This window comes from Sodalis sp. RH14, assembly GCF_047324285.1.
Classification (GTDB): Bacteria; Pseudomonadota; Gammaproteobacteria; order Enterobacterales; family Enterobacteriaceae; genus Acerihabitans.
In genome coordinates, this window is record NZ_CP178739.1 from 1226264 (window position 1) to 1244354 (window position 18091).

At 56.6% G+C, this 18091-nt stretch carries 15 protein-coding genes and 1 tRNA gene; 5 read left to right on the forward strand and 11 right to left on the reverse strand.

What is annotated here, in order from left to right:
* The first annotated feature begins 197 nt into the window (after positions 1-197).
* Positions 198-2429, forward strand: coding sequence for an NADP-dependent isocitrate dehydrogenase (locus ACL2XQ_RS05405; protein WP_410016147.1), 2232 nt, complete (start codon positions 198-200; stop codon positions 2427-2429).
* 220 nt (positions 2430-2649) lie between these two features.
* Here the strand turns inward: ACL2XQ_RS05405 and purK are convergent, their stop codons facing one another.
* The 4 genes from purK to ppiB form a co-directional block, all read right to left on the reverse strand.
* Positions 2650-3726 (reverse strand): 5-(carboxyamino)imidazole ribonucleotide synthase, encoded by a 1077-nt coding sequence (purK, locus tag ACL2XQ_RS05410; RefSeq protein ID WP_413740118.1) that lies wholly within the window; start codon positions 3724-3726, stop codon positions 2650-2652.
* Complete coding sequence (gene purE, locus ACL2XQ_RS05415; RefSeq protein WP_413722273.1) at positions 3723-4232, reverse strand: 5-(carboxyamino)imidazole ribonucleotide mutase; 510 nt, start codon at positions 4230-4232, stop codon at positions 3723-3725. Before purE ends, purK begins: the two co-directional genes overlap by 4 nt.
* Before the next feature lie 157 nt (positions 4233-4389).
* Complete coding sequence (locus ACL2XQ_RS05420) at positions 4390-5115, reverse strand: UDP-2,3-diacylglucosamine diphosphatase (protein WP_413740119.1); 726 nt, start codon at positions 5113-5115, stop codon at positions 4390-4392.
* 9 nt (positions 5116-5124) lie between these two features.
* Positions 5125-5619 carry a peptidylprolyl isomerase B gene (ppiB, locus tag ACL2XQ_RS05425; protein ID WP_410016143.1) on the reverse strand — a complete coding sequence of 165 codons (495 nt, stop codon included), beginning with the start codon at positions 5617-5619 and terminating at the stop codon, positions 5125-5127.
* 290 nt (positions 5620-5909) lie between these two features.
* On the opposite strand from ppiB, the gene cysS reads away from it, so the two are divergent.
* Positions 5910-7295: a cysteine--tRNA ligase gene (cysS, locus tag ACL2XQ_RS05430; protein ID WP_413727066.1), complete on the forward strand. Its 1386-nt coding sequence runs from the start codon at positions 5910-5912 to the stop codon at positions 7293-7295.
* Between the two features lie 174 nt (positions 7296-7469).
* Here the strand turns inward: cysS and ybcJ are convergent, their stop codons facing one another.
* Together ybcJ and folD are read right to left on the reverse strand one after the other, a co-directional pair.
* Positions 7470-7682 carry a ribosome-associated protein YbcJ gene (ybcJ, locus tag ACL2XQ_RS05435; protein ID WP_410016141.1) on the reverse strand — a complete coding sequence of 71 codons (213 nt, stop codon included), beginning with the start codon at positions 7680-7682 and terminating at the stop codon, positions 7470-7472.
* A 12-nt stretch (positions 7683-7694) separates the two neighbouring features.
* Entirely contained in the window at positions 7695-8558 is an 864-nt protein-coding gene (gene folD, locus ACL2XQ_RS05440; protein WP_410016140.1) for a bifunctional methylenetetrahydrofolate dehydrogenase/methenyltetrahydrofolate cyclohydrolase FolD, read from the reverse strand.
* Between the two features lie 185 nt (positions 8559-8743).
* On the opposite strand from folD, the gene ACL2XQ_RS05445 reads away from it, so the two are divergent.
* Positions 8744-8820 (forward strand) — tRNA-Arg (locus ACL2XQ_RS05445).
* A 272-nt stretch (positions 8821-9092) separates the two neighbouring features.
* Here ACL2XQ_RS05445 and ACL2XQ_RS05450 read toward each other — a convergent pair.
* A complete protein-coding gene (locus tag ACL2XQ_RS05450) occupies positions 9093-9275 on the reverse strand; it encodes a hypothetical protein (RefSeq protein WP_413740120.1) in 183 nt (60 codons plus the stop codon).
* Positions 9276-9460: 185 nt separating this feature from the next.
* On the opposite strand from ACL2XQ_RS05450, the gene ACL2XQ_RS05455 reads away from it, so the two are divergent.
* The gene (locus tag ACL2XQ_RS05455; protein WP_413722275.1) at positions 9461-9982 is read left to right on the forward strand and encodes a hypothetical protein; all 522 of its coding nucleotides are present in this window, start codon (positions 9461-9463) and stop codon (positions 9980-9982) included.
* Between the two features lie 747 nt (positions 9983-10729).
* Positions 10730-11308 carry a hypothetical protein gene (locus ACL2XQ_RS05460; RefSeq protein ID WP_413722276.1) on the forward strand — a complete coding sequence of 193 codons (579 nt, stop codon included), beginning with the start codon at positions 10730-10732 and terminating at the stop codon, positions 11306-11308.
* Between the two features lie 23 nt (positions 11309-11331).
* Here the strand turns inward: ACL2XQ_RS05460 and ACL2XQ_RS05465 are convergent, their stop codons facing one another.
* From ACL2XQ_RS05465 to ACL2XQ_RS05480, 4 genes are all read right to left on the reverse strand, one after another.
* Complete coding sequence (locus tag ACL2XQ_RS05465; protein WP_413722277.1) at positions 11332-14424, reverse strand: efflux RND transporter permease subunit; 3093 nt, start codon at positions 14422-14424, stop codon at positions 11332-11334.
* Between the two features lie 10 nt (positions 14425-14434).
* On the reverse strand, positions 14435-15511 hold the full coding sequence (locus ACL2XQ_RS05470; protein WP_413740501.1) for an efflux RND transporter periplasmic adaptor subunit: 1077 nt from the start codon (positions 15509-15511) through the stop codon (positions 14435-14437).
* A gap of 261 nt (positions 15512-15772) precedes the next feature.
* Positions 15773-17206 (reverse strand): alpha/beta hydrolase, encoded by a 1434-nt coding sequence (locus ACL2XQ_RS05475; RefSeq protein ID WP_413723407.1) that lies wholly within the window; start codon positions 17204-17206, stop codon positions 15773-15775.
* 80 nt (positions 17207-17286) lie between these two features.
* Positions 17287-17754: a glycine zipper 2TM domain-containing protein gene (locus ACL2XQ_RS05480; RefSeq protein ID WP_413727064.1), complete on the reverse strand. Its 468-nt coding sequence runs from the start codon at positions 17752-17754 to the stop codon at positions 17287-17289.
* Positions 17755-18091: the final 337 nt, after the last annotated feature.

Below are 18091 nucleotides of genomic sequence, written 5' to 3' on the forward strand. Positions count from 1 at the left end.
GCCGTCTACTGCACAGTAACGGCCTGGTACACCATCATTCCGCAGACCCACTCTGCCCAACTGAAGCACCTGGAAGTGTTTCCCGGAAATCGTTTTTTTCCGCCTATGCTCCCGGATGGTGCCGACGGTGAACGCAACGGTCCCGCACTCTTCAAGATAGTTGCAATCGCTATGATATAGAGGAGTTAACGTAATAAATGTCCACAACCTCGAAGATCGTCTATACGCTTACTGATGAAGCCCCGGCCCTGGCCACCTATTCCCTGCTGCCGATCATCAGGGCGTTCACCCAATCCCTGGGCATCGCGGTGGAAACGCGCGATATCTCGCTGGCCGGGCGCATCATCGCCAACTTCCCGGAATACCTTAACGAAAATCAAAAAATCGCCGATCACCTGGCCGAGCTTGGCCAACTGGCCGTCACCCCCGAAGCCAATATTATAAAATTACCCAATATCAGCGCTTCGCTGCCGCAGCTGAAAGCGGCCATCAAGGAACTGCAACAGCAGGGCTACAAGGTGCCGGACTATGTGGATGAACCCGCCACGGACGCCGAAAAAGAAGCCAATGCCCGTTACGATAAAATCAAAGGCAGCGCGGTAAACCCAGTGCTGCGCGAAGGTAACTCCGATCGCCGCGCGCCGCTGTCGGTGAAAAATTATGCCCGCAAGCATCCGCACCGGATGGGCGCCTGGTCCGCCGACTCAAAATCCCACGTTGCCCATATGAGCGACGGCGATTTTTACGGCAGCGAAAAATCCGCACTGATTGCCGATAACGGCAGCGTAAAAATCGAGCTGGTGGGCAAAGACGGCGCGGTACAGGTACTGAAAGCCAAAACCGCCGTGAATGCCGGTGAGATTATCGACGCGTCGGTGATGAGTAAAAAGGCGCTGCGCCGCTTTATCGCCGAACAGCTTGAGGATGCCAAAAAACAGGGCGTGCTGCTGTCGGTGCATCTGAAAGCCACCATGATGAAAGTCTCCGACCCCATCATCTTCGGCCAGTTTGTCGCTGAGTATTACCAGGATGTGCTGGAGCGCTACGCGGACGAACTCAAACCGCTGGGCATTGATGTCAATAACGGCATCGGCGATCTGTACGCCAAGATCAAGGCGCTGCCCGCCGACCGCCAGCAGGAAATCGAACAGGCCATCCAGGCGTTGTACCAGGTGCGGCCGCAGTTGGCCATGGTCAATTCCGACAAAGGCATCACCAATCTGCATGTGCCGAGCGATGTCATTGTCGACGCCTCGATGCCGGCGATGATCCGCGACTCCGGCAAGATGTGGGGCGCCGACGGCAAGCTGCATGATACCAAGGCGGTGATCCCGGATCGCTGCTACGCAGGCGTATACCAGGTGGTGATCGACGATTGCAAACGGCACGGCGCCTTCGATCCGACCACCATGGGCAGCGTGCCCAACGTGGGCCTGATGGCGCAAAAGGCCGAGGAATACGGCTCGCATGATAAAACTTTCCAGATCAAACAGGACGGTGTAGTCAAGGTTACCGACGAGCAGGGCAACGTGCTGCTGGAACAATCCGTCGAGGCCGGCGATATCTGGCGCATGTGCCAGGCCAAGGATCTGCCTATCCAGGATTGGGTGAAACTGGCGGTTAACCGCGCCCGTGAATCCAATACTCCGGCCATCTTCTGGCTCGACCCGGCCCGCGCCCATGACGCGCAAATGATCCGCAAGGTGGAGCGTTACCTGAAGGATCACGATGTCAGCGGGCTGGATATTCGCATTATGTCGCCGGAAGAAGCGACCCAGTTCTCCATCGATCGCATCCGCCAGGGCAAGGACACCATCTCGGTGACCGGCAACGTGCTGCGCGACTACCTGACCGATCTGTTCCCGATCATGGAATTGGGCACCAGCGCCAAGATGCTGTCCATCGTGCCGCTGATGAGCGGCGGCGGCCTGTTTGAAACCGGCGCCGGCGGCTCGGCGCCAAAACATGTCCAGCAGTTCCTGCAGGAAAACCACCTGCGCTGGGATTCCCTGGGCGAGTTCCTGGCGCTGGCGGCGTCCCTGGACCATGTGGGCAGCACCCGCGCCAACGCCAAGGCGAAAATTTTGGCGAAAACGCTCGATCAGGCCAACGGTAAATTCCTGGATACCAACAAATCGCCTTCGCGTAAAACCGGCGAGCTGGACAATCGCGGCAGCCATTTCTACCTGGCGCTGTATTGGGCGCAGGCGCTGGCGGGGCAGGATGAGGATGCCGAGCTGCGCGATCAGTTTGCCCCCTTGGCGAAAACCCTTGCCGAACACGAAGGCCAGATTGTCGCCGAGTTAAACCAGGTGCAGGGCAAGGCGGTTGATATCGGCGGGTATTATCATCCGTCGCCGGAATTGGCCAGCCGGGCCATGTGCCCAAGCGCCACGCTTAATGGCGCGCTGAAAGATTTTATGGTCTGATGCGCAAAGCGTGATGTTATTTGGGGGACAATTTTGCCGGCGGTGTGATGCATGCCGCCTGGGCAACTATTTCATGTGCAAGGCTTAGGTGTATTCCTGTATTGCCTGCGCCGGGCAATACAGGGGGCGCTCGATGCATGGCCGGCGGAAACCCCACCGGCCTGGCATGAACTTCACCGCCCCCGCCGGGGCCTTTTTAAGTGAGTCTCTCCGCGATCTTTCAGCCCAATTCGGCCAGTTTTTGCCGCGCCCATTCCAGCCCGCTGTAATACTCCACTGGTAGCATTGGAGCGAGATGTTCCAACGCCAGGCTCAGCGCGGCGGGATCGCTATGGTTAAGATTCAGGTGGCCGACCTTACGCCCCGGGCGCACCTCTTTTTCATACCAATGCAGATGGACCAGCGGCTCGGCCAGCCATTCGGCGTTGCAGTCGGTGCCGATAAGATTAACCATCACCGACGGTGCCGTGACGGCGGGTTTAGGCATCGGCAGGCCGAGGATGGCGCGCAGGTGCAGCTCGAACTGGCTGATGGACGCGCCGTTTTGCGTCCAGTGCCCACTGTTGTGCACCCGTGGCGCCAGCTCGTTAATCAACAGATCATCGCCGTCGATAAAACATTCCATCGCCATCACGCCGACATATTTTAGTTCATGCATTATTGCCGAGAGCATGCTCTCGGCCCGGCGCTGCAATCTGTCGTCCGGCCGGGCAAAAACCACGCTGGTGCGCAGGATGCCGTCCTGATGCAGGTTATGCGTCAGCGGATAAAATACCCTGTCGCCGTTATGGCCGCGGGCGCCGATCAGCGAAACTTCGCCGGAAAAGGCGATACCGCGCTCAACGATACAACTGCCGTAGCACTCCTGGGGCAGCGCCGCCTCTTCGCCGGGTACGAGACGCCATTGGCCGCGCCCGTCATAGCCGCCCACGCGCCGCTTGACGATGGCCAGGTCGCCAAAGGAGGCAAACACCTGCGGCCATTGCGCCGCCGCGGTCAGTTCTTCCCAGGGCGCGGTGGCAAGCCTCAGGCTGTCCAGCAGCTGTTTTTGCGTCAGCCGGTCGGCAAGCCGCGGGAAAATATCGCGGTTAACAAAGGCATTATGCTGGGCCAGCTCGCGGGTAAGGGGGGTCTGCGGCCAGCGCTCGATCTCGGCGGTAATCACGCTTTGCGCCACCGGCACCGAGCCGGGATCGGCGTCAAGCCCCACCGGGAAGACTGCAATGCCCAGCGGCTCGCCGGCCTGGCGCAGCATGCGCCCAAGCTGGCCGTTGCCCAGGATACAAACCGGTTTCATGCTTCCTCCCGCGGATCGGGATGCGCCAGCACCTCGTCAGTCTGCGCCACACGCCAGGCCGCCAGCCGGGCGGATAATTCCCGATCGTGCAACGCCAGGATCTGCGCCGCCAGCAGTGCGGCGTTGGCCGCGCCGGCCTTGCCGATCGCCAGGGTACCCACCGGCACGCCGCGCGGCATCTGGACAATGGAATAGAGGCTGTCGACGCCGCTTAATGCCGCGCTCTGCACCGGCACGCCAAGTACCGGCACCAGCGTTTTTGCCGCCAGCATGCCGGGCAGATGGGCGGCACCGCCCGCGCCGGCGATAATCACTTCAAACCCGGCGGCGGATGCCTGTTCAGCAAAGCGGAAGAGCTTGTCGGGGGTGCGATGCGCCGAGACGATCTCCACATGACAGGCAAGCTGCAGCGTGGCGAGAATGTCAGCGGCGAATTGCATCGTGGCCCAGTCGCTTTTGGACCCCATGACGATGGCGATTTTTGCCGGGGCAAGATTGGATTGCATGCGCGTGGTGCTCCTGTAAATGTTGCCGACCGCTCTCCCACAGCCTGCGCCGCAATGCGTCCGCGCAGGCTATCAGAAAGAAGAGGGCGTAGAGCATATCATGTGCGCCTGGAGAGGAAAACGGTTGCGTAGCCGCCGGCGCTATAAATTGCGCCGCTTAATCGAAGGGGAACTCAATCAACTCGACGCTGGCCCCGGTAACCCGGATCATCGACCCCTGAAGATGCCAGGCGCCCAGTACCGCGCGATGGGCGATGCCCGCCGCGGTCTGCACGGCATGGATCGCCGGCCGGTGGGTATGGCCATGGATCATCCAATCGGTCCCATGACGCACAAGCGCGGCGGTAACCGCCTCTTGGCTGACGTCCATAATCGTCTGGGATTTCGTCATATTGGCGCGCTGGCTGCTGGCCCGCATCCGTCCGGCAATGCGCAGGCGCCATCTCAGCGGCAGCGCCAGGAACAGGCGCTGCAGCCAACGTTGATTGATCCGCCGGCGGTAGCGTTGATAAGCCTGATCATCGGTACACAGCGTATCGCCGTGCAGGACCAGCACCGACCGGCCGTACAGGGTAAGCAGTTGTTCTTCCGGCAGCAGCGTCATGCCGCTGGCGGCGGCAAAATCCCGGCCCAGCAGGAAATCCCGGTTGCCGTGGATAAAAAAACAGGGTATTCCCCGAAGCGCCAGCGCATTCAGCGCCGCGGCTATCTCGCCGTGCAGCGGGGAAGGGTCGTCATCGCCAATCCAGGCTTCGAACAAATCGCCCAGGATATAGAGCGCGTCGGCGTGGACGGCCTGCCGTTGCAAAAAATGCAGAAAACCGGCGGTAATCGCCGGTTCCTGGACGCTAAGATGAATATCCGCAACAAACAGGGTTGCCATGGCAACGATTTATTCGTCTACGGTCACGCCGGTTATGATCACATCTTCTTTCGGTACATCCTGATGCGGGCCGCTGTTGCCGGTCGCCACGTTTTTAATCTTATCGACTACATCCATACCGTCGGTTACTTCGGCGAAAACGCAATATCCCCAACCGTCCGGGCGTTCGGAACGGAAGTTCAGGAAGTCGTTATCCACCAGGTTAATAAAGAATTGCGCGGTGGCGGAATGCGGATCGTTGGTGCGGGCCATGGCCAGGGTGCCGCGATTGTTCTTCAGGCCATTGTTGGCTTCGTTTTTCACGGTGGCGCGGGTTTTTTTCTGCGTCATGCCGGGTTCAAAACCGCCGCCCTGGATCATGAAACCATTAATAACGCGATGGAAAATGGTATTATCATAAAAGCCGTCACGGCAATAGGTCAGGAAGTTCTCAACGGTTAACGGCGCTTTGTCGGCGAAGGTCTTAATAACGATATCGCCGTGATTGGTATGAAGAGTGACCATAAATAGTTGTCCTACGAGTCGGTAAAAGAGTTGCTCACACGAAGTGATCAAGCAGACTGGATTTATAACATAAGTCTGCCATGGAGTCAGCATTCACCGCAGCGGATGACCATTTCTGTTATTCTGGCAAGCCAGGCCGTGCTGTTGGCCGGGGATAACCCGCCGTTTGAAAACCAGGGCCCCGTCCTTGCATTACCGACGCCTTCAGGGTTCAATACGCTGTTGGAAAATACCCTGTCTCAACTTGTCGCTATACACACGTACCCGTTAACACCATGGAATGAATGTCGATGCTGAAGATTTATAATACCCTGACACGTCAAAAAGAGGATTTCCAACCCATTCATGCCGGTAAAGTCGGTATGTACGTGTGCGGCATCACCGTTTATGACCTTTGTCATATCGGCCACGGCCGGACGTTTGTCGCCTTCGACGTCGTTACCCGGTACCTGCGTTTTAAAGGTTATGAGGTGAAGTATGTGCGTAACATCACCGATATTGACGACAAGATCATCAAACGGGCCCATGCCAACGATGAAAGCATCGATACGCTTACCGGCCGTATGATCGCTGAAATGCACCGGGACTTCGACAGCCTGAATATTCTGCGTCCGGATGAAGAACCACGCGCGACCTTGCACATGGCCGATATCATCGACATCGTGGCGGTCTTGCTGCAAAAAAACCATGCCTACCAGGCCGCCAACGGCGATGTCATGTTCGCTGTGGACTCCGACCCCACCTATGGCGTGTTATCGCGTCAGGATCTCGAGCAGTTGCAGGCCGGCGCCCGGGTGGATATCGACGATGTCAAACGCAACCCGATGGATTTCGTCTTGTGGAAAATGTCCAAGGAAGGCGAGCCCAGCTGGCCGTCGCCATGGGGACCGGGGCGTCCGGGCTGGCATGTGGAATGCTCGGCCATGAACTGCAAGCATTTGGGCAATCATTTCGATATTCACGGCGGCGGTTCGGACCTGATGTTTCCCCACCACGAAAACGAAATCGCCCAGTCGAGCTGCGCCCACGAAGGGCCTTATGTCAATTATTGGATGCATTCCGGCATGGTGATGGTCGATCGGGAAAAAATGTCCAAATCGCTGGATAACTTTTTTACCGTGCGCGACGTGCTGAAATATTACGATGCGGAAACGGTGCGGTATTTCCTGATGTCCGGCCATTACCGCAGCCAACTGAATTACAGTGAAGATAATCTCAAACAGGCCAGATCCTCCCTTGAGCGGCTTTACATCGCCCTGCGCGGTACTGATGCAGCGGCCGTGCCCGCCGGCGGCGAGTCGTTTGTCGACCAGTTTACCGCCGCCATGGATGATGATTTTAATACGCCGGAAGCGTATTCGGTGTTGTTCGAGATGGCCCGCGAAATCAACCGCCTGAAGGTGGAAAACCCGCCTGCGTCGCTCGGGCTGGCAGCGGCGCTGCGCCGGTTGGCGAATGTCCTGGGCTTGCTGGAACAGGATCCCGAGCAGTTCCTGCAAAACGGCGCCCGGGTGGATATCAGTGAAACCGAACAGATCGAGGCGCTGATCAAGCAACGTAACGATGCGCGCAACAATAAACAGTGGCAACTGGCGGACGAGGCCCGCGCAAAACTGACCGAACTGGGCATCGTATTGGAAGACGGCGCCGGCGGCACCATCTGGCGGCGTGGATAATAGCGCCGCGTTGCCGGGGCTGAAGGCGGGTTTGCGCCGCGGCATGCGCCAGCAATAAGCGTTGTTTCTTACGGCTGCGGATACGGCAAGGGCGCGGTTTTTCCGCGCCCTTGTTGTTTATAGCGCTTCACGCCCCGGCGGCATACGGATATCCTGCGCCGGGCCGATAGCGGTTCATTCGACGACTTTCACCACCTGTCCTAAAAATTCCACCTGCTGCCCGGTGACGATCTTGCATCGCTTGCGGGTTTCCATCGCACCGTTGACCTTGACCTGCTGACCATAAATGGCGGTTTTAGCCGCCGCGCCGCTGTGACACCAACCCTGAATCTTCAGTAAATCGCACAGTTCAATGTACGGATGGCCGTCAAGTGAGAAAGTTTCCATCGTGTTCCGCCGTTAAGATGCTGTATCGTGAAAGTCTTCACATGCCTGCAAAGTGTTTTGAATAAGGGTCGCGACCGTCATAGGACCGACGCCGCCGGGTACCGGCGTAATATAGGATGCGCGCTGCGAAGCCGCCTCGAAGGCCACGTCGCCCGCCACCTTGCCGTTGGCAAGACGGCTGATGCCGACATCCAGCACCACGGCACCGGGTTTAATCCATTCGCCGGGAATAAATCCGGGTTTGCCCACCGCCACCACCAGCAGGTCGGCATATTCGATATGACGCTGGAGGTCCCTGGTAAACCGGTGGGTGACGGTGACGGTGCAGCCGGCCAGCAGCAGTTCCAGGCTCATCGGCCGCCCGACGATGTTGGATGCGCCCACCACTACGGCATTCACCCCGAAGGTCTCGATCTGATAACGTTCCAGCAGGGTGATGATGCCGCGTGGGGTGCAGGGCCGCAGCAATGGCGCCCGCTGGCACAGGCGGCCGACATTATAAGGGTGGAATCCGTCCACATCCTTATCCGGCGCAATGCGCTCCAGCACGTTGATATTATCCATGCCCGGAGGCAGCGGCAGTTGCACCAGGATACCATCAATCGTCTTATCGGCATTAAGCGTATCGATAAGCGCCAGCAGTTCGGCCTCGCTGACCGTGCTCGGCAATTCATAGGAGCGGGAGACAAAACCGACATCCTCGCAGGCTTTGCGCTTATTGGCGACGTAGATCTGCGATGCCGGATTTTCCCCGACCAATACCACCGCCAGTCCCGGCGCGCGTTTCCCGACGCTCAGGCGTTGCCGCACCCGCACGGCCACTTCATCCCTGACCTGCTGAGCAATAGTTTTACCATCAATAAGTTTAGCGACCATCAGAATCGGCAATCCATCAGTGTAATCATGCTGAGATGGGGGGTATTTTGGCAGAAGCGCGGCCCGCTGTCAGGCACTGAATGAAATCCTTTTGTCCAGCGAACCACCCGTTGTCATAAAAGCCATTGACTCGACCGGTCCGCTCCGTATAATCCAATCCGCGTTATCCAGCAACTTCCCGCAGTGCGCCCTTAGCTCAGTCGGATAGAGCAACGGCCTTCTAAGCCGTAGGTCACTGGTTCGAATCCAGTAGGGCGTACCATTCGGATTCAAATTATCCGCTGTGATACTGAACACGCTGCGAATCAATGGACGATATAGGTGTGTAGCCGCCGCCATAAATTTTGCTTTATACCTGGTAGCGGTTGACTCTTATAGGTTTCCGCATCCCCGCGAGTCACCCACGATACTGCCCCGCGGTTCAATGAAATCACAGTGCCAGAACCCGTACCGCTATTTTGCGCCATTGATTCCCCCCATTAATAACGGCAAGACTAAATCCAGCCAATGCCACACCGTGGCAATGTATAAAAATTACAGGCAGTCAGCCCACATCAAACTTTCAGCTTCTTGCATGATATCGGGATTATCCCGTCCTGCCGCTAAAGTAACGCTTATGCTTGAAGCCTGCATTCCGATGGCTTGATTTTTTTGTAAAAAACATCTAAAAACATCTAAAAACATCATGTTGTAATATGTTATTAAACAAAAAGACATGAGTGTTATCCATTTATAGGTGAGCTTATGGATATAAGTATTTGATATAAATGTATTTTTATGTCAGCGGTACTGCGTTTAGGGACGGGTTTTCTTCGGCGCAGAAACTAAAAAATGGGGTATCAACGCGGGTTTGTTAGGAACAGTAAAAGCAATATGCCAGTCTCTGGAATAGGGAGGTAAAATTGTCTGGTAAATCCCGGTGGATAAAATTCATATGTTTTATGTGCCTGATGTCTTGCTTTTCACAAGCATTTGCGAACGATTTGGATCTCTATTCATTAGATACCGCCTCCTTTGCGTATCACATTTATGCCCCGAAGGAGGGGGATAACCAGTACTTTAAGAACCAACTGGTTGCCATAGAAAGAAAAGTGCATAAAAATTCGGATTACAGTTTTTTTGCCGGTACTTTTATCAATAGTGAAAGTAATAGATGCGTATTGCTGGGTATGGGAAAAAACTGGGTAAGGCGCAACCAGTGGAGCTTTGAAGGGCTATACGCCTACGCGGGGGAGTTTGTATTTACGCCCTTTGAGCGTTGTGGCGATGATGGGTTCTACCAGGATATTAAACGGGCAACGGGTATAGGCTTCGCTCCCTATATATATCATGGCGTTAAGTATGATGTGAATAGCCATGTCAGTGTAAGGTCGGGGATTCTTCTGCCTGGTATTGTTATCATGAGCCTACAGCTAAGATTTTAATCGTGAGGTTAATCGCGCAGGTCTGGTCGACATCTCCGCGTCATTCAAAATGATGCGGAGGTGTTCATGCGCTGTCCATCGTATCCCAAGATGTTTAATAACCAGGGCTCCCGCCTGAGGTCCGTTTTTTCCGGCGACAACGGCCAAGGCAGGCGGGTTCACCTGCTTTGTCTTGTGCAGGGTGTCCATTCCAGCGACTATTATGACTGGCGGCTACAGCCGCGTTTTTTATTGGAAAATGTCGATGCGACGGAATAGCCTAATTAAGAAAGGCAAAAGCGTCTCTACGGAAATAACGTAGCGGAAGAGGCTGAATAAGATCCTTTACAATAAATAGGCGACAATGTTAAGCCAAAGAATAAGGCGTTTGCCGTGCTCGAGGCAGACGCTGTCTCCTTTCACCACCCACATAGGTTTTCCTCTTTGCCCATCGGGTTGCCGAGTTCAAAACGCATCCTATACGCAACGGCAACATCACGTTTGCAATAGGTTAACCTTCTACAGAAAACTGCGTTGCCGGTAACGTCTGGCGGCAGATGCACCATCGCGTGCCGCCGGCGAAGACATCGTCTATAATGCCATGGTTTTGATGGTAGGCAGTACAGGATTTTGTGGGTAATATCGTCGGATGTTGCTTGATAATACTGAAAAACCTTTAGGCTTTTAGCCCGTTTGGCGAAACCACTGCGCAGGGCTGTGGCGGCTGTGCTTCACTACCGGCCATAGGTTTTTAACGGCGGTCTGTAAATGATTTTCGGCATGCCAGCCAGCCAGCGGTGCAGCGACAATAAAGATGATTATACTGGTAGCACGACTCTTTTTACTTTGGACACAGCCATGAACAATTATGCACTAATACAAAAGGCCTATGAAGACTATATCATTTCGCGCACACATTATTGGGACCATCTCCATGGCGCTTTACGCGGTTTTGTCCCGGGATTCCTCGACTATTTAGGTATTGAAACAAACCTTTTTTATCTTCCTGATGGGTCTGAAGGAAGTTATATCGCCATCGGCGAGGGGATAAACAAGGAGTTCTTAGTCAAGGACGCCCAAGAATTAAACAAGTCGAAAGAGTTGTCTATCGCTTTTACCATACGCATCGCATTAGAAGACACCAATGATAAAAGCAACAACTCTTATTATTATTTTGCTTGCAAGTTTTTGAAGCGAAATGATAAGTTTTTTTTCTTTTTCACCGATCAAACCATTGGTGAAGTGAATGTGGATGTGAGGGAGGATGAGACCGGGGAGTTTAATCCGGTTTATAAAAAAATAGTAGATAACCTTTTGGATAAGCTGCATACAAGCACCTTAGTATAAAGAAGCGCGTGCCGGAGACTGCGTTATCTTTTCACCCACTCGCGCAGCCGTTGGATGTGCCAATAGAGCGCGGGGATGATAATGATGCCGAGGGCGGTGGCCAACAGCATGCCGCTAAAAACCGTTACCCCGATAATGCGCCGGCTCATCGCGCCGGCGCCGGTTGCCAGCACCAACGGCATGACGCCGAATATAAATGAAATGGCCGTCATCATTACCGCGCGAAAACGTTGGCGGGCGCCGTCCAGGGCCGCGTCGGAAATGCTGGCGCCTTCTTCCCGCCGGGCTTTGGAAAACTCAACGATCAGTATGGCGTTTTTCGCCGCCAGCCCGATCAAAAGCACCAGACCGATCTGGGCGTAGACATCGTTGGCGAAGCCCATGGCAAAAAGCCCCGCCACCGCGCCGGCCATGGCAAACAGCACTGATAACATCACTACCAGCGGAATACTCCAACTTTCATACTGCGCCACCAAGAATAGATAGGCAAAAACCAGTGCGGCGGCGTAGATAAATACCGCCTGCCCGCCGGCATACTGTTCCTGCCAGGACATGCCGCTCCAGGCATAGCCATAACCCGCGGGCAGCGTTTGCCGCACAATCTTTTCCATGACGTTCATCGCCTGGCCCGAGCTTATGCCCTGCGCGGCCGAGCCGTTGACCGTCACCGCCGGAAACTGGTTAAAATTGGCGATAAACGGCGCGCCCAGTACCGGACTCAGACGGACCAGATTTGCCAGCCTCACTAAGGCGCCGCTATCGCTGCGCACGCTGATCTGCCCGATTTGTTCCTGCCGCTGGCGAAAATCCATGTCGTTTTGCAACTGTACGTTAAACATACGGCCGTTATGGGGAAAATCGCCTACGTTCACTCCGCCCATCGCGCTTTGCAGCGTGGTGAAAATGCGGCTCACCGGCACTTGCAGCAGGGCGGCCCGCTCGCGGTCTATACTCAGGCCTACCTCAGGCACCGAGGCGCTGAAGGTGGTAAATACCCGGCTTAGCCGGGGATCCTCGTTGGCGGCCAGGATCACGGCGCCGGCCACCTGTGCCAGCGCCTGCGGTGATTGGCCTTCCAGCGCCTGGATGCGCAAATCGAAGCCGGAGGCGCTGCCCAGGCCGCTGATGGCCGGCGGATTAAACGCCATGATCATCGCCTGGGGTAGGGTGGATAGCTGGGCCTGGATTGTCGGCAACACCTGGTCGACATGCGCGCGTTCGCCCCAGGGTTTCAGCAAGACGAAGGCGAAAGCGGTATTGGGCGCGCCGCCGCCGCTAAGCAGGCTGTAGCCGGTAATTTTAATGACATCCGCGACGGCGGGATTCGCTCGTATCAATTGATATGCCTGGTCCATGACCCGCTGCGTACGGGACAACGAGGCCCCGTCCGGAAGCTGTACGTTAACAAAGAAAAATCCCTGGTCTTCATCAGGCAGGAAAGCGCTGGGCAAGCGGCTATAGCCGAACCAGGTGAGCGCGCCCACCGTCAGTAATATCACCACGCTGATCGCGGCGTGTCGCCCGGTCATCCGGGCGAGGCGGACATAACCGTCGCGAATGGCGTTCAGGCCGCGATTAAAACCGCCAAATATGCCGGTTACCGGCGGTTCGCGCCGTGATAGCAAGACGGCGCACAGTGCCGGGGTGAGGGTGAGGGCGTTGATGCTCGACAAGATGACTGCAGCGGACAGCGTAATGGCGAATTGCCGGTATAGCTCCCCGGTAATGCCGGGCAGGACGGCGATAGGCACAAATACCGCCAGCAGTACCAACGTGGTGGCGATGATGGGACCGGCGATTTGTATCATTGCCTGGCCGGTTGCCGTCGACGGCGTCAGCGTTTCATCCTGCGACATCAGGCGCTCCACGTTTTCCACCACCACAATAGCGTCATCCACCACTACCGTCAGCGCCAGGATAATGGCGAACAAACTGAGGGTGTTGGCGGAGTAACCGAAGATAAACAGCACGGCAAAAGTGCCCAGCAAGGACACCGGTATCGTCAGCGCCACGATAAAGGTCGCACGCAGGCTTTGCAGGAATAAAAAAACCACCGCCAGCACCACCACCAGCGTCAGTCCTAGCGAGATCACGATTTCATCGAGGGTGGCGGTGACCGTGACGGTGGAGTCATATTTAATTTCATAGACCAGGTCCGGCGGGAAGGTGTGCGCCAGCCGCGCCATTTCCGTCCTGACCGCATTGGCCACATTCAGCGCGTTGGAGCCCGGCGCGGCGTACACGCCCATAAAGGCCGCGTCCGTTGAGTTCAGCGCTGAGTTAACCTGGTAATTCTGCGCGCCCAGGTCCACCCGCGCCACATCGCTAAGCCGCACCATGCCGCCTTGGGAATTGGTGCGGATAATGACCTGGGCAAACTGCGCCGCGCCCAGCAGACGTCCCTGGCCGCTGATGGTCAGGGTACGCTGCTGGCCGGAGCTGATGGGCGGCGAGCCGATTTGACCCGCGGCGGCCTGGATATTCTGATCGCGCAAGGCCTGGATGATATCCTGTACGCTGACGTTAAGCGCCTCCATGCGCTGCGGATCCAGCCAGATGCGCATACTGTAATCGCGAGCGCCGAAGATTTGCACGTCGCCGACGCCGTTGATACGGGCGATGGCATCACGGATACGCAGGCTGGTAAAATTACTGACGAACAGATTGTCATGGCTATGCTTAGGCGAAAATACGTTCACGCCCAGCAAAATATTCGAGGAGCGCTTACGTACCGTCACGCCGTTATTATTCACTTCGGCGGGCAGCTGCGCGCTGACCTGGGCAATGCGGTTTTGCACCTCCACCGCCGCCATGTCGGGATCGGTGCCGGTGGCGAAAGTGATATTGAGCTGGTAGCCGCCGCTATTCGCGCTGTTGGATTCCATATAGAGCATATGGCTGACGCCATTGACCTGGGCCTCGATGGGGGAGGCCACGGCTTCGGCCACATCCCGGGCGCTGGCGCCGGGATAAGTGGCGCTGACCGAGACCACCGGCGGCGCGATAGTGGGAAATTGTTCTACCGGTATGACGGTTAAGGCGGTTAGCCCGACAATTGCGGTCACCACCGCGATAACAATAGCGAACTTCGGTCGCCGGATGAAAAAATGCAGCATGGCGCGTCCCTTACCTTGAGGTATCGATTGATGGGGCGGCAAGGGTGGCGTCGACCTCCATGCCAGGCCGTACGCGCTGCAAGCCGTCGACGATAACCCGTTCACCGGCGGTCAATCCTTCTTTAATCTCATATTCCTGCTCAAACTGGCTGCCGGTAACCACCCTGCGCACTTCCACCCGCTGGCGGCCGTCGACCACCAGGACAAAAAAACCCTCCCGGTCCTGCTGTAGCGCGGCGATAGGCGCCATGACCACCGGCTGCGCGGGGCCGGCCACCAGCGCGACGTTGACCACGCCCCCGGGCAGCAGCAGATGACGGGGATTGGCAAAACGCGCCCGCACGGTGATGGTGCCGGTCTGGCTGTCAATCTGGTTATCCACCGATTCAAAAACCCCGGGTTCCGCATACTCCTGGCCATTGGCCAATTGCAGGCGGGGGGTATAACCGCTGGCGGACAGATCTTCGGCGTCGCCGGTATGCCGGTAGGCAACGGTGATATAGTCACGTTCATTGATGGCCACCGCCACCCGAATGGGGTCAAGCTGGACGATATGCGCCAGCGCACCGCTCGCCGGGTTGATGAGGCTGCCGGTATTGAAATGACTGTGGCCGATGCGCCCGCCGATGGGCGCAAGGATGCGGGTAAAACCGAGCTGCAGTTCCTGCAGGCGCAGGGTAGCCTGCGCCTGTGACAGCGCCGCGTTGGCGGTGTCCCGCTGCGCCACCGCCGTATCAACATCCGCGCGGCTTACGGATCGCTGTTCCCCCAGGCGCTGTATCCGCGTCAGATTGACCTGGGCGTGCCGCGCGCCGGCATTGGCGCTGTCCACTTGGGCCTGGGCCTGCGCGACCGAGGCCTGGTGCAGGGCGGGATCGATCTCGAATAAGACTTCGCCAGCCGTGACCAATTGTCCGTCGGCGAACTCCCTGCGGGCGATAAACCCTTCGGTGCGGGTCAACACATCCACCGCTTGGATGGCCTCGATGCGCCCCAGGTAATAATGGACGCGCTGCGGCGCCCGTTGCTCAATCATCGCGATGGTAACAGCCGGAGGCGGCGCGGCCGATAACGGCAATATCGTCATGGCGGTGGACAGAAACGCAGCGATATTAAACAACACCACATATTGTTTATTTGACATTATTTCTACACTCATTAATTCATAAGTTATATTTTTGGAAATCGAGATGCTATTCACACTTCACTATTTCATTACACTGGTTATAAAGAGAACGTTAAACTTACCGATAGATAAACGCTGGCTTGCGGTTATTACCAATAAAAACTGTTCGCCTGCCGCGGGCGCCGATCAGGTAAAAGGGAATAAGCTTCGCGCTAATCGGTTTTATTGCGCGTCCATAACAATTTTGGCGTTAATCCTTTTCAACATATAGGGATAAAAGGGATTGGACGCGAGCCGCATTAAGGAGTCCAAACCTACTACCAGCACCGCCCTTTCGCCGCGGGCGGCAAACGCGCCCAGACTGATGCCATATTGATCCTTCGGCTGCGGAAAGCGCCCGTAGAGCGAATCGTTCATCGGGAAGGGCAGCGCCACGTGCGAGAGGGAAAAAATATCCGCCGGATACTGAATGCCCAACAGCTCGGTCGACTCTTCCGTCTGGCCGGCGAGCGTAGTGCGTGCCAGCGTATCAAGGCTATCGGAGGAGACATTGGTGACAATGGTGGTGGTATAGCGGCGCGGCGGCGGCGGTAACAGGCGCGACAGCGCCAGGTAGGAGGAGGTGCGCAGCAAGGGACCGAAGCTTTCTGCCTGGTTCAAATCGAACAGCACCACTTCACTGCCGTTCGCCGGCAGATGCTCAAACAGCGCGGTAATCACGGCGCGGGTGCTGACGGTAGAATCCATTACCGACTGGAAAGCCAAGATAGGCGGCAAGGCGTCCAGGCGGTTATTCGCGGCGTCCTGGGTGATCTGCTGCTGTAGCGCGCGTGTCAGCTCAAAGGATTGCCGGCCGCCATTGACCGGAAAAGAGTTATATTTAAACGGGTTAAATTCGGGCACGATACCCAGCCAGGCCGCCTTGGCGAACGCGGGGAACAGGGCCGGCCACCCCGCCACGCCGGCGAAGCGGGCAAAACGGGTTACGCCTATCATGGGCGATAGCAAAATGATCCGTGTTGGTTTCGTCAGGTGCGGATTCTCCAGCGCGTCGAGCGCGTATTTCATGGCCAGCGCTCCGCCGTTGGAAAACCCGACGATATGTAACGGCGCATCGCCGCCTAGCACCCTGGCCTGGCGTACCGCCAGGCGGGTAGCCGCCATCCAGTCTTCCCATCGCACATCGGTCAGCGCGCCGGGCACCGTGCCGTGCGCGGGCATACGGATGCCGATGGCCACAAAACCCTGCCGGCGGTAGCTTTCCGCGATATGGCGCAGGCTATAAGGCGTGTCGGTCAGGCCGTGCAGCAATACCACCGCCCCCTTGGGCGTTCCCTCCGGCATCAATATATAAGAACGGTTCCAGTTAGTGGCAAACCGATCGGGGAAAATCGGGCTGCCGGAAAAATAGCGGTTTAAGGGTGTCTGCTGGCTGATATCCAGTTTATCCGTTACATTTTCCCGCACGGACTGGAAGAGTTTATTCTCGGCGGCGATATAATCGGCCCAGGTCGCCTTATCAATCTCATCGGCGTGCATATCCTGTGGCACGTACGTGTGCCACAGCTGGAGTTCCGGACCGCGTTCGGTCTCATAGATCCTGATGGCAAACGCAGCGAGACCGAGAATAACCGCAACCATGAGCAAACGGACCATCCATCGGCGGAACATGCGCAAAAGCATAATGATAACTCCCTATAAAACGACATCGCCCCGGCAGTGGGGCAGTGGCCGGGTTAGCGTGGTGAAACCGTGACCCTGCCGCCGCCCGAGGCAATGGCGACACGCTGTCCGACAAAAAACTGGCTGGGGCCCTGTGCCTGGGCGACAATAATCGTCGAACCGTCGTCGCGGCGGATTTCAAGCTCTACGCCCGCGCTGCGATTGGCGGCGCTTTGTATCCCCGAGCCTGCCGCCGCTCCGCCTACGGCACCCGCGGCGGTGGCCAGGCCGCGGCCCGATCCGCCGCCGATGGTGTTGCCTAAAAAGCCGCCGATAACGCCGCCGCCGATGGTGCCGGCAGCGTTTTCGCCATTACCGCCCTGTATCGTGATGGGGCGTACGGAAATTAATGTGCCGTAGGTGACGGTATGGATCTGCCTGGCCTGCGCGGCGGTGAAGGTATCGCCGGATGAGGTGCGGTTGGCGGCGCATCCGCTCAGGACCGCCAGGGAGACGGCAATGATGAGTGATATTCTGGTCATTATGCACCTCTGTTATTTTTGACTTTATACGGCATAGGCGAAATTATGCGTAGGGTTATATTCATATTAAATAGTTTTAATAAAGCACGCGTCGTATAGGTTATCCATAATAGACGTTGGCTTTAGTCATGATGGCCAGGCGCCTGCGGTGCTATCCCTAATATAAAATGTTCCGGCAACGGCGAAAAAAGCCAGCCCCCCGCCCATGACAAAGGATGATAATATGGCTGTGTATGCATCAGATTAATTAATAAATAGGATTATGTAATTATTGTTGCCGGCGAGTAATACTCGCGCTTGCCACTATATAAGCATTATTTATTACACGGTTGTGAGA

Coding starts and splice junctions, on each gene's coding strand:
- purK (WP_413740118.1), bottom strand. CDS start 3,726: ATGAAACCGGTTTGTATCCTGGGCAACGGCCAGCTTGGGCGCATGCTG.
- ACL2XQ_RS05420 (WP_413740119.1), bottom strand. CDS start 5,115: ATGGCAACCCTGTTTGTTGCGGATATTCATCTTAGCGTCCAGGAACCG.
- ACL2XQ_RS05480 (WP_413727064.1), bottom strand. CDS start 17,754: ATGACCAGAATATCACTCATCATTGCCGTCTCCCTGGCGGTCCTGAGC.
- ACL2XQ_RS05405 (WP_410016147.1), top strand. CDS start 198: ATGTCCACAACCTCGAAGATCGTCTATACGCTTACTGATGAAGCCCCG.
- ppiB (WP_410016143.1), bottom strand. CDS start 5,619: ATGGTCACTCTTCATACCAATCACGGCGATATCGTTATTAAGACCTTC.
- ACL2XQ_RS05470 (WP_413740501.1), bottom strand. CDS start 15,511: ATGACGATATTGCCGTTATCGGCCGCGCCGCCTCCGGCTGTTACCATC.
- ACL2XQ_RS05475 (WP_413723407.1), bottom strand. CDS start 17,206: ATGGTCCGTTTGCTCATGGTTGCGGTTATTCTCGGTCTCGCTGCGTTT.
- ACL2XQ_RS05465 (WP_413722277.1), bottom strand. CDS start 14,424: ATGCTGCATTTTTTCATCCGGCGACCGAAGTTCGCTATTGTTATCGCG.
- purE (WP_413722273.1), bottom strand. CDS start 4,232: ATGCAATCCAATCTTGCCCCGGCAAAAATCGCCATCGTCATGGGGTCC.
- ACL2XQ_RS05450 (WP_413740120.1), bottom strand. CDS start 9,275: ATGTCTTTTTGTTTAATAACATATTACAACATGATGTTTTTAGATGTT.
- folD (WP_410016140.1), bottom strand. CDS start 8,558: ATGGTCGCTAAACTTATTGATGGTAAAACTATTGCTCAGCAGGTCAGG.
- ybcJ (WP_410016141.1), bottom strand. CDS start 7,682: ATGGAAACTTTCTCACTTGACGGCCATCCGTACATTGAACTGTGCGAT.
- ACL2XQ_RS05460 (WP_413722276.1), top strand. CDS start 10,730: ATGATTTTCGGCATGCCAGCCAGCCAGCGGTGCAGCGACAATAAAGAT.
- cysS (WP_413727066.1), top strand. CDS start 5,910: ATGCTGAAGATTTATAATACCCTGACACGTCAAAAAGAGGATTTCCAA.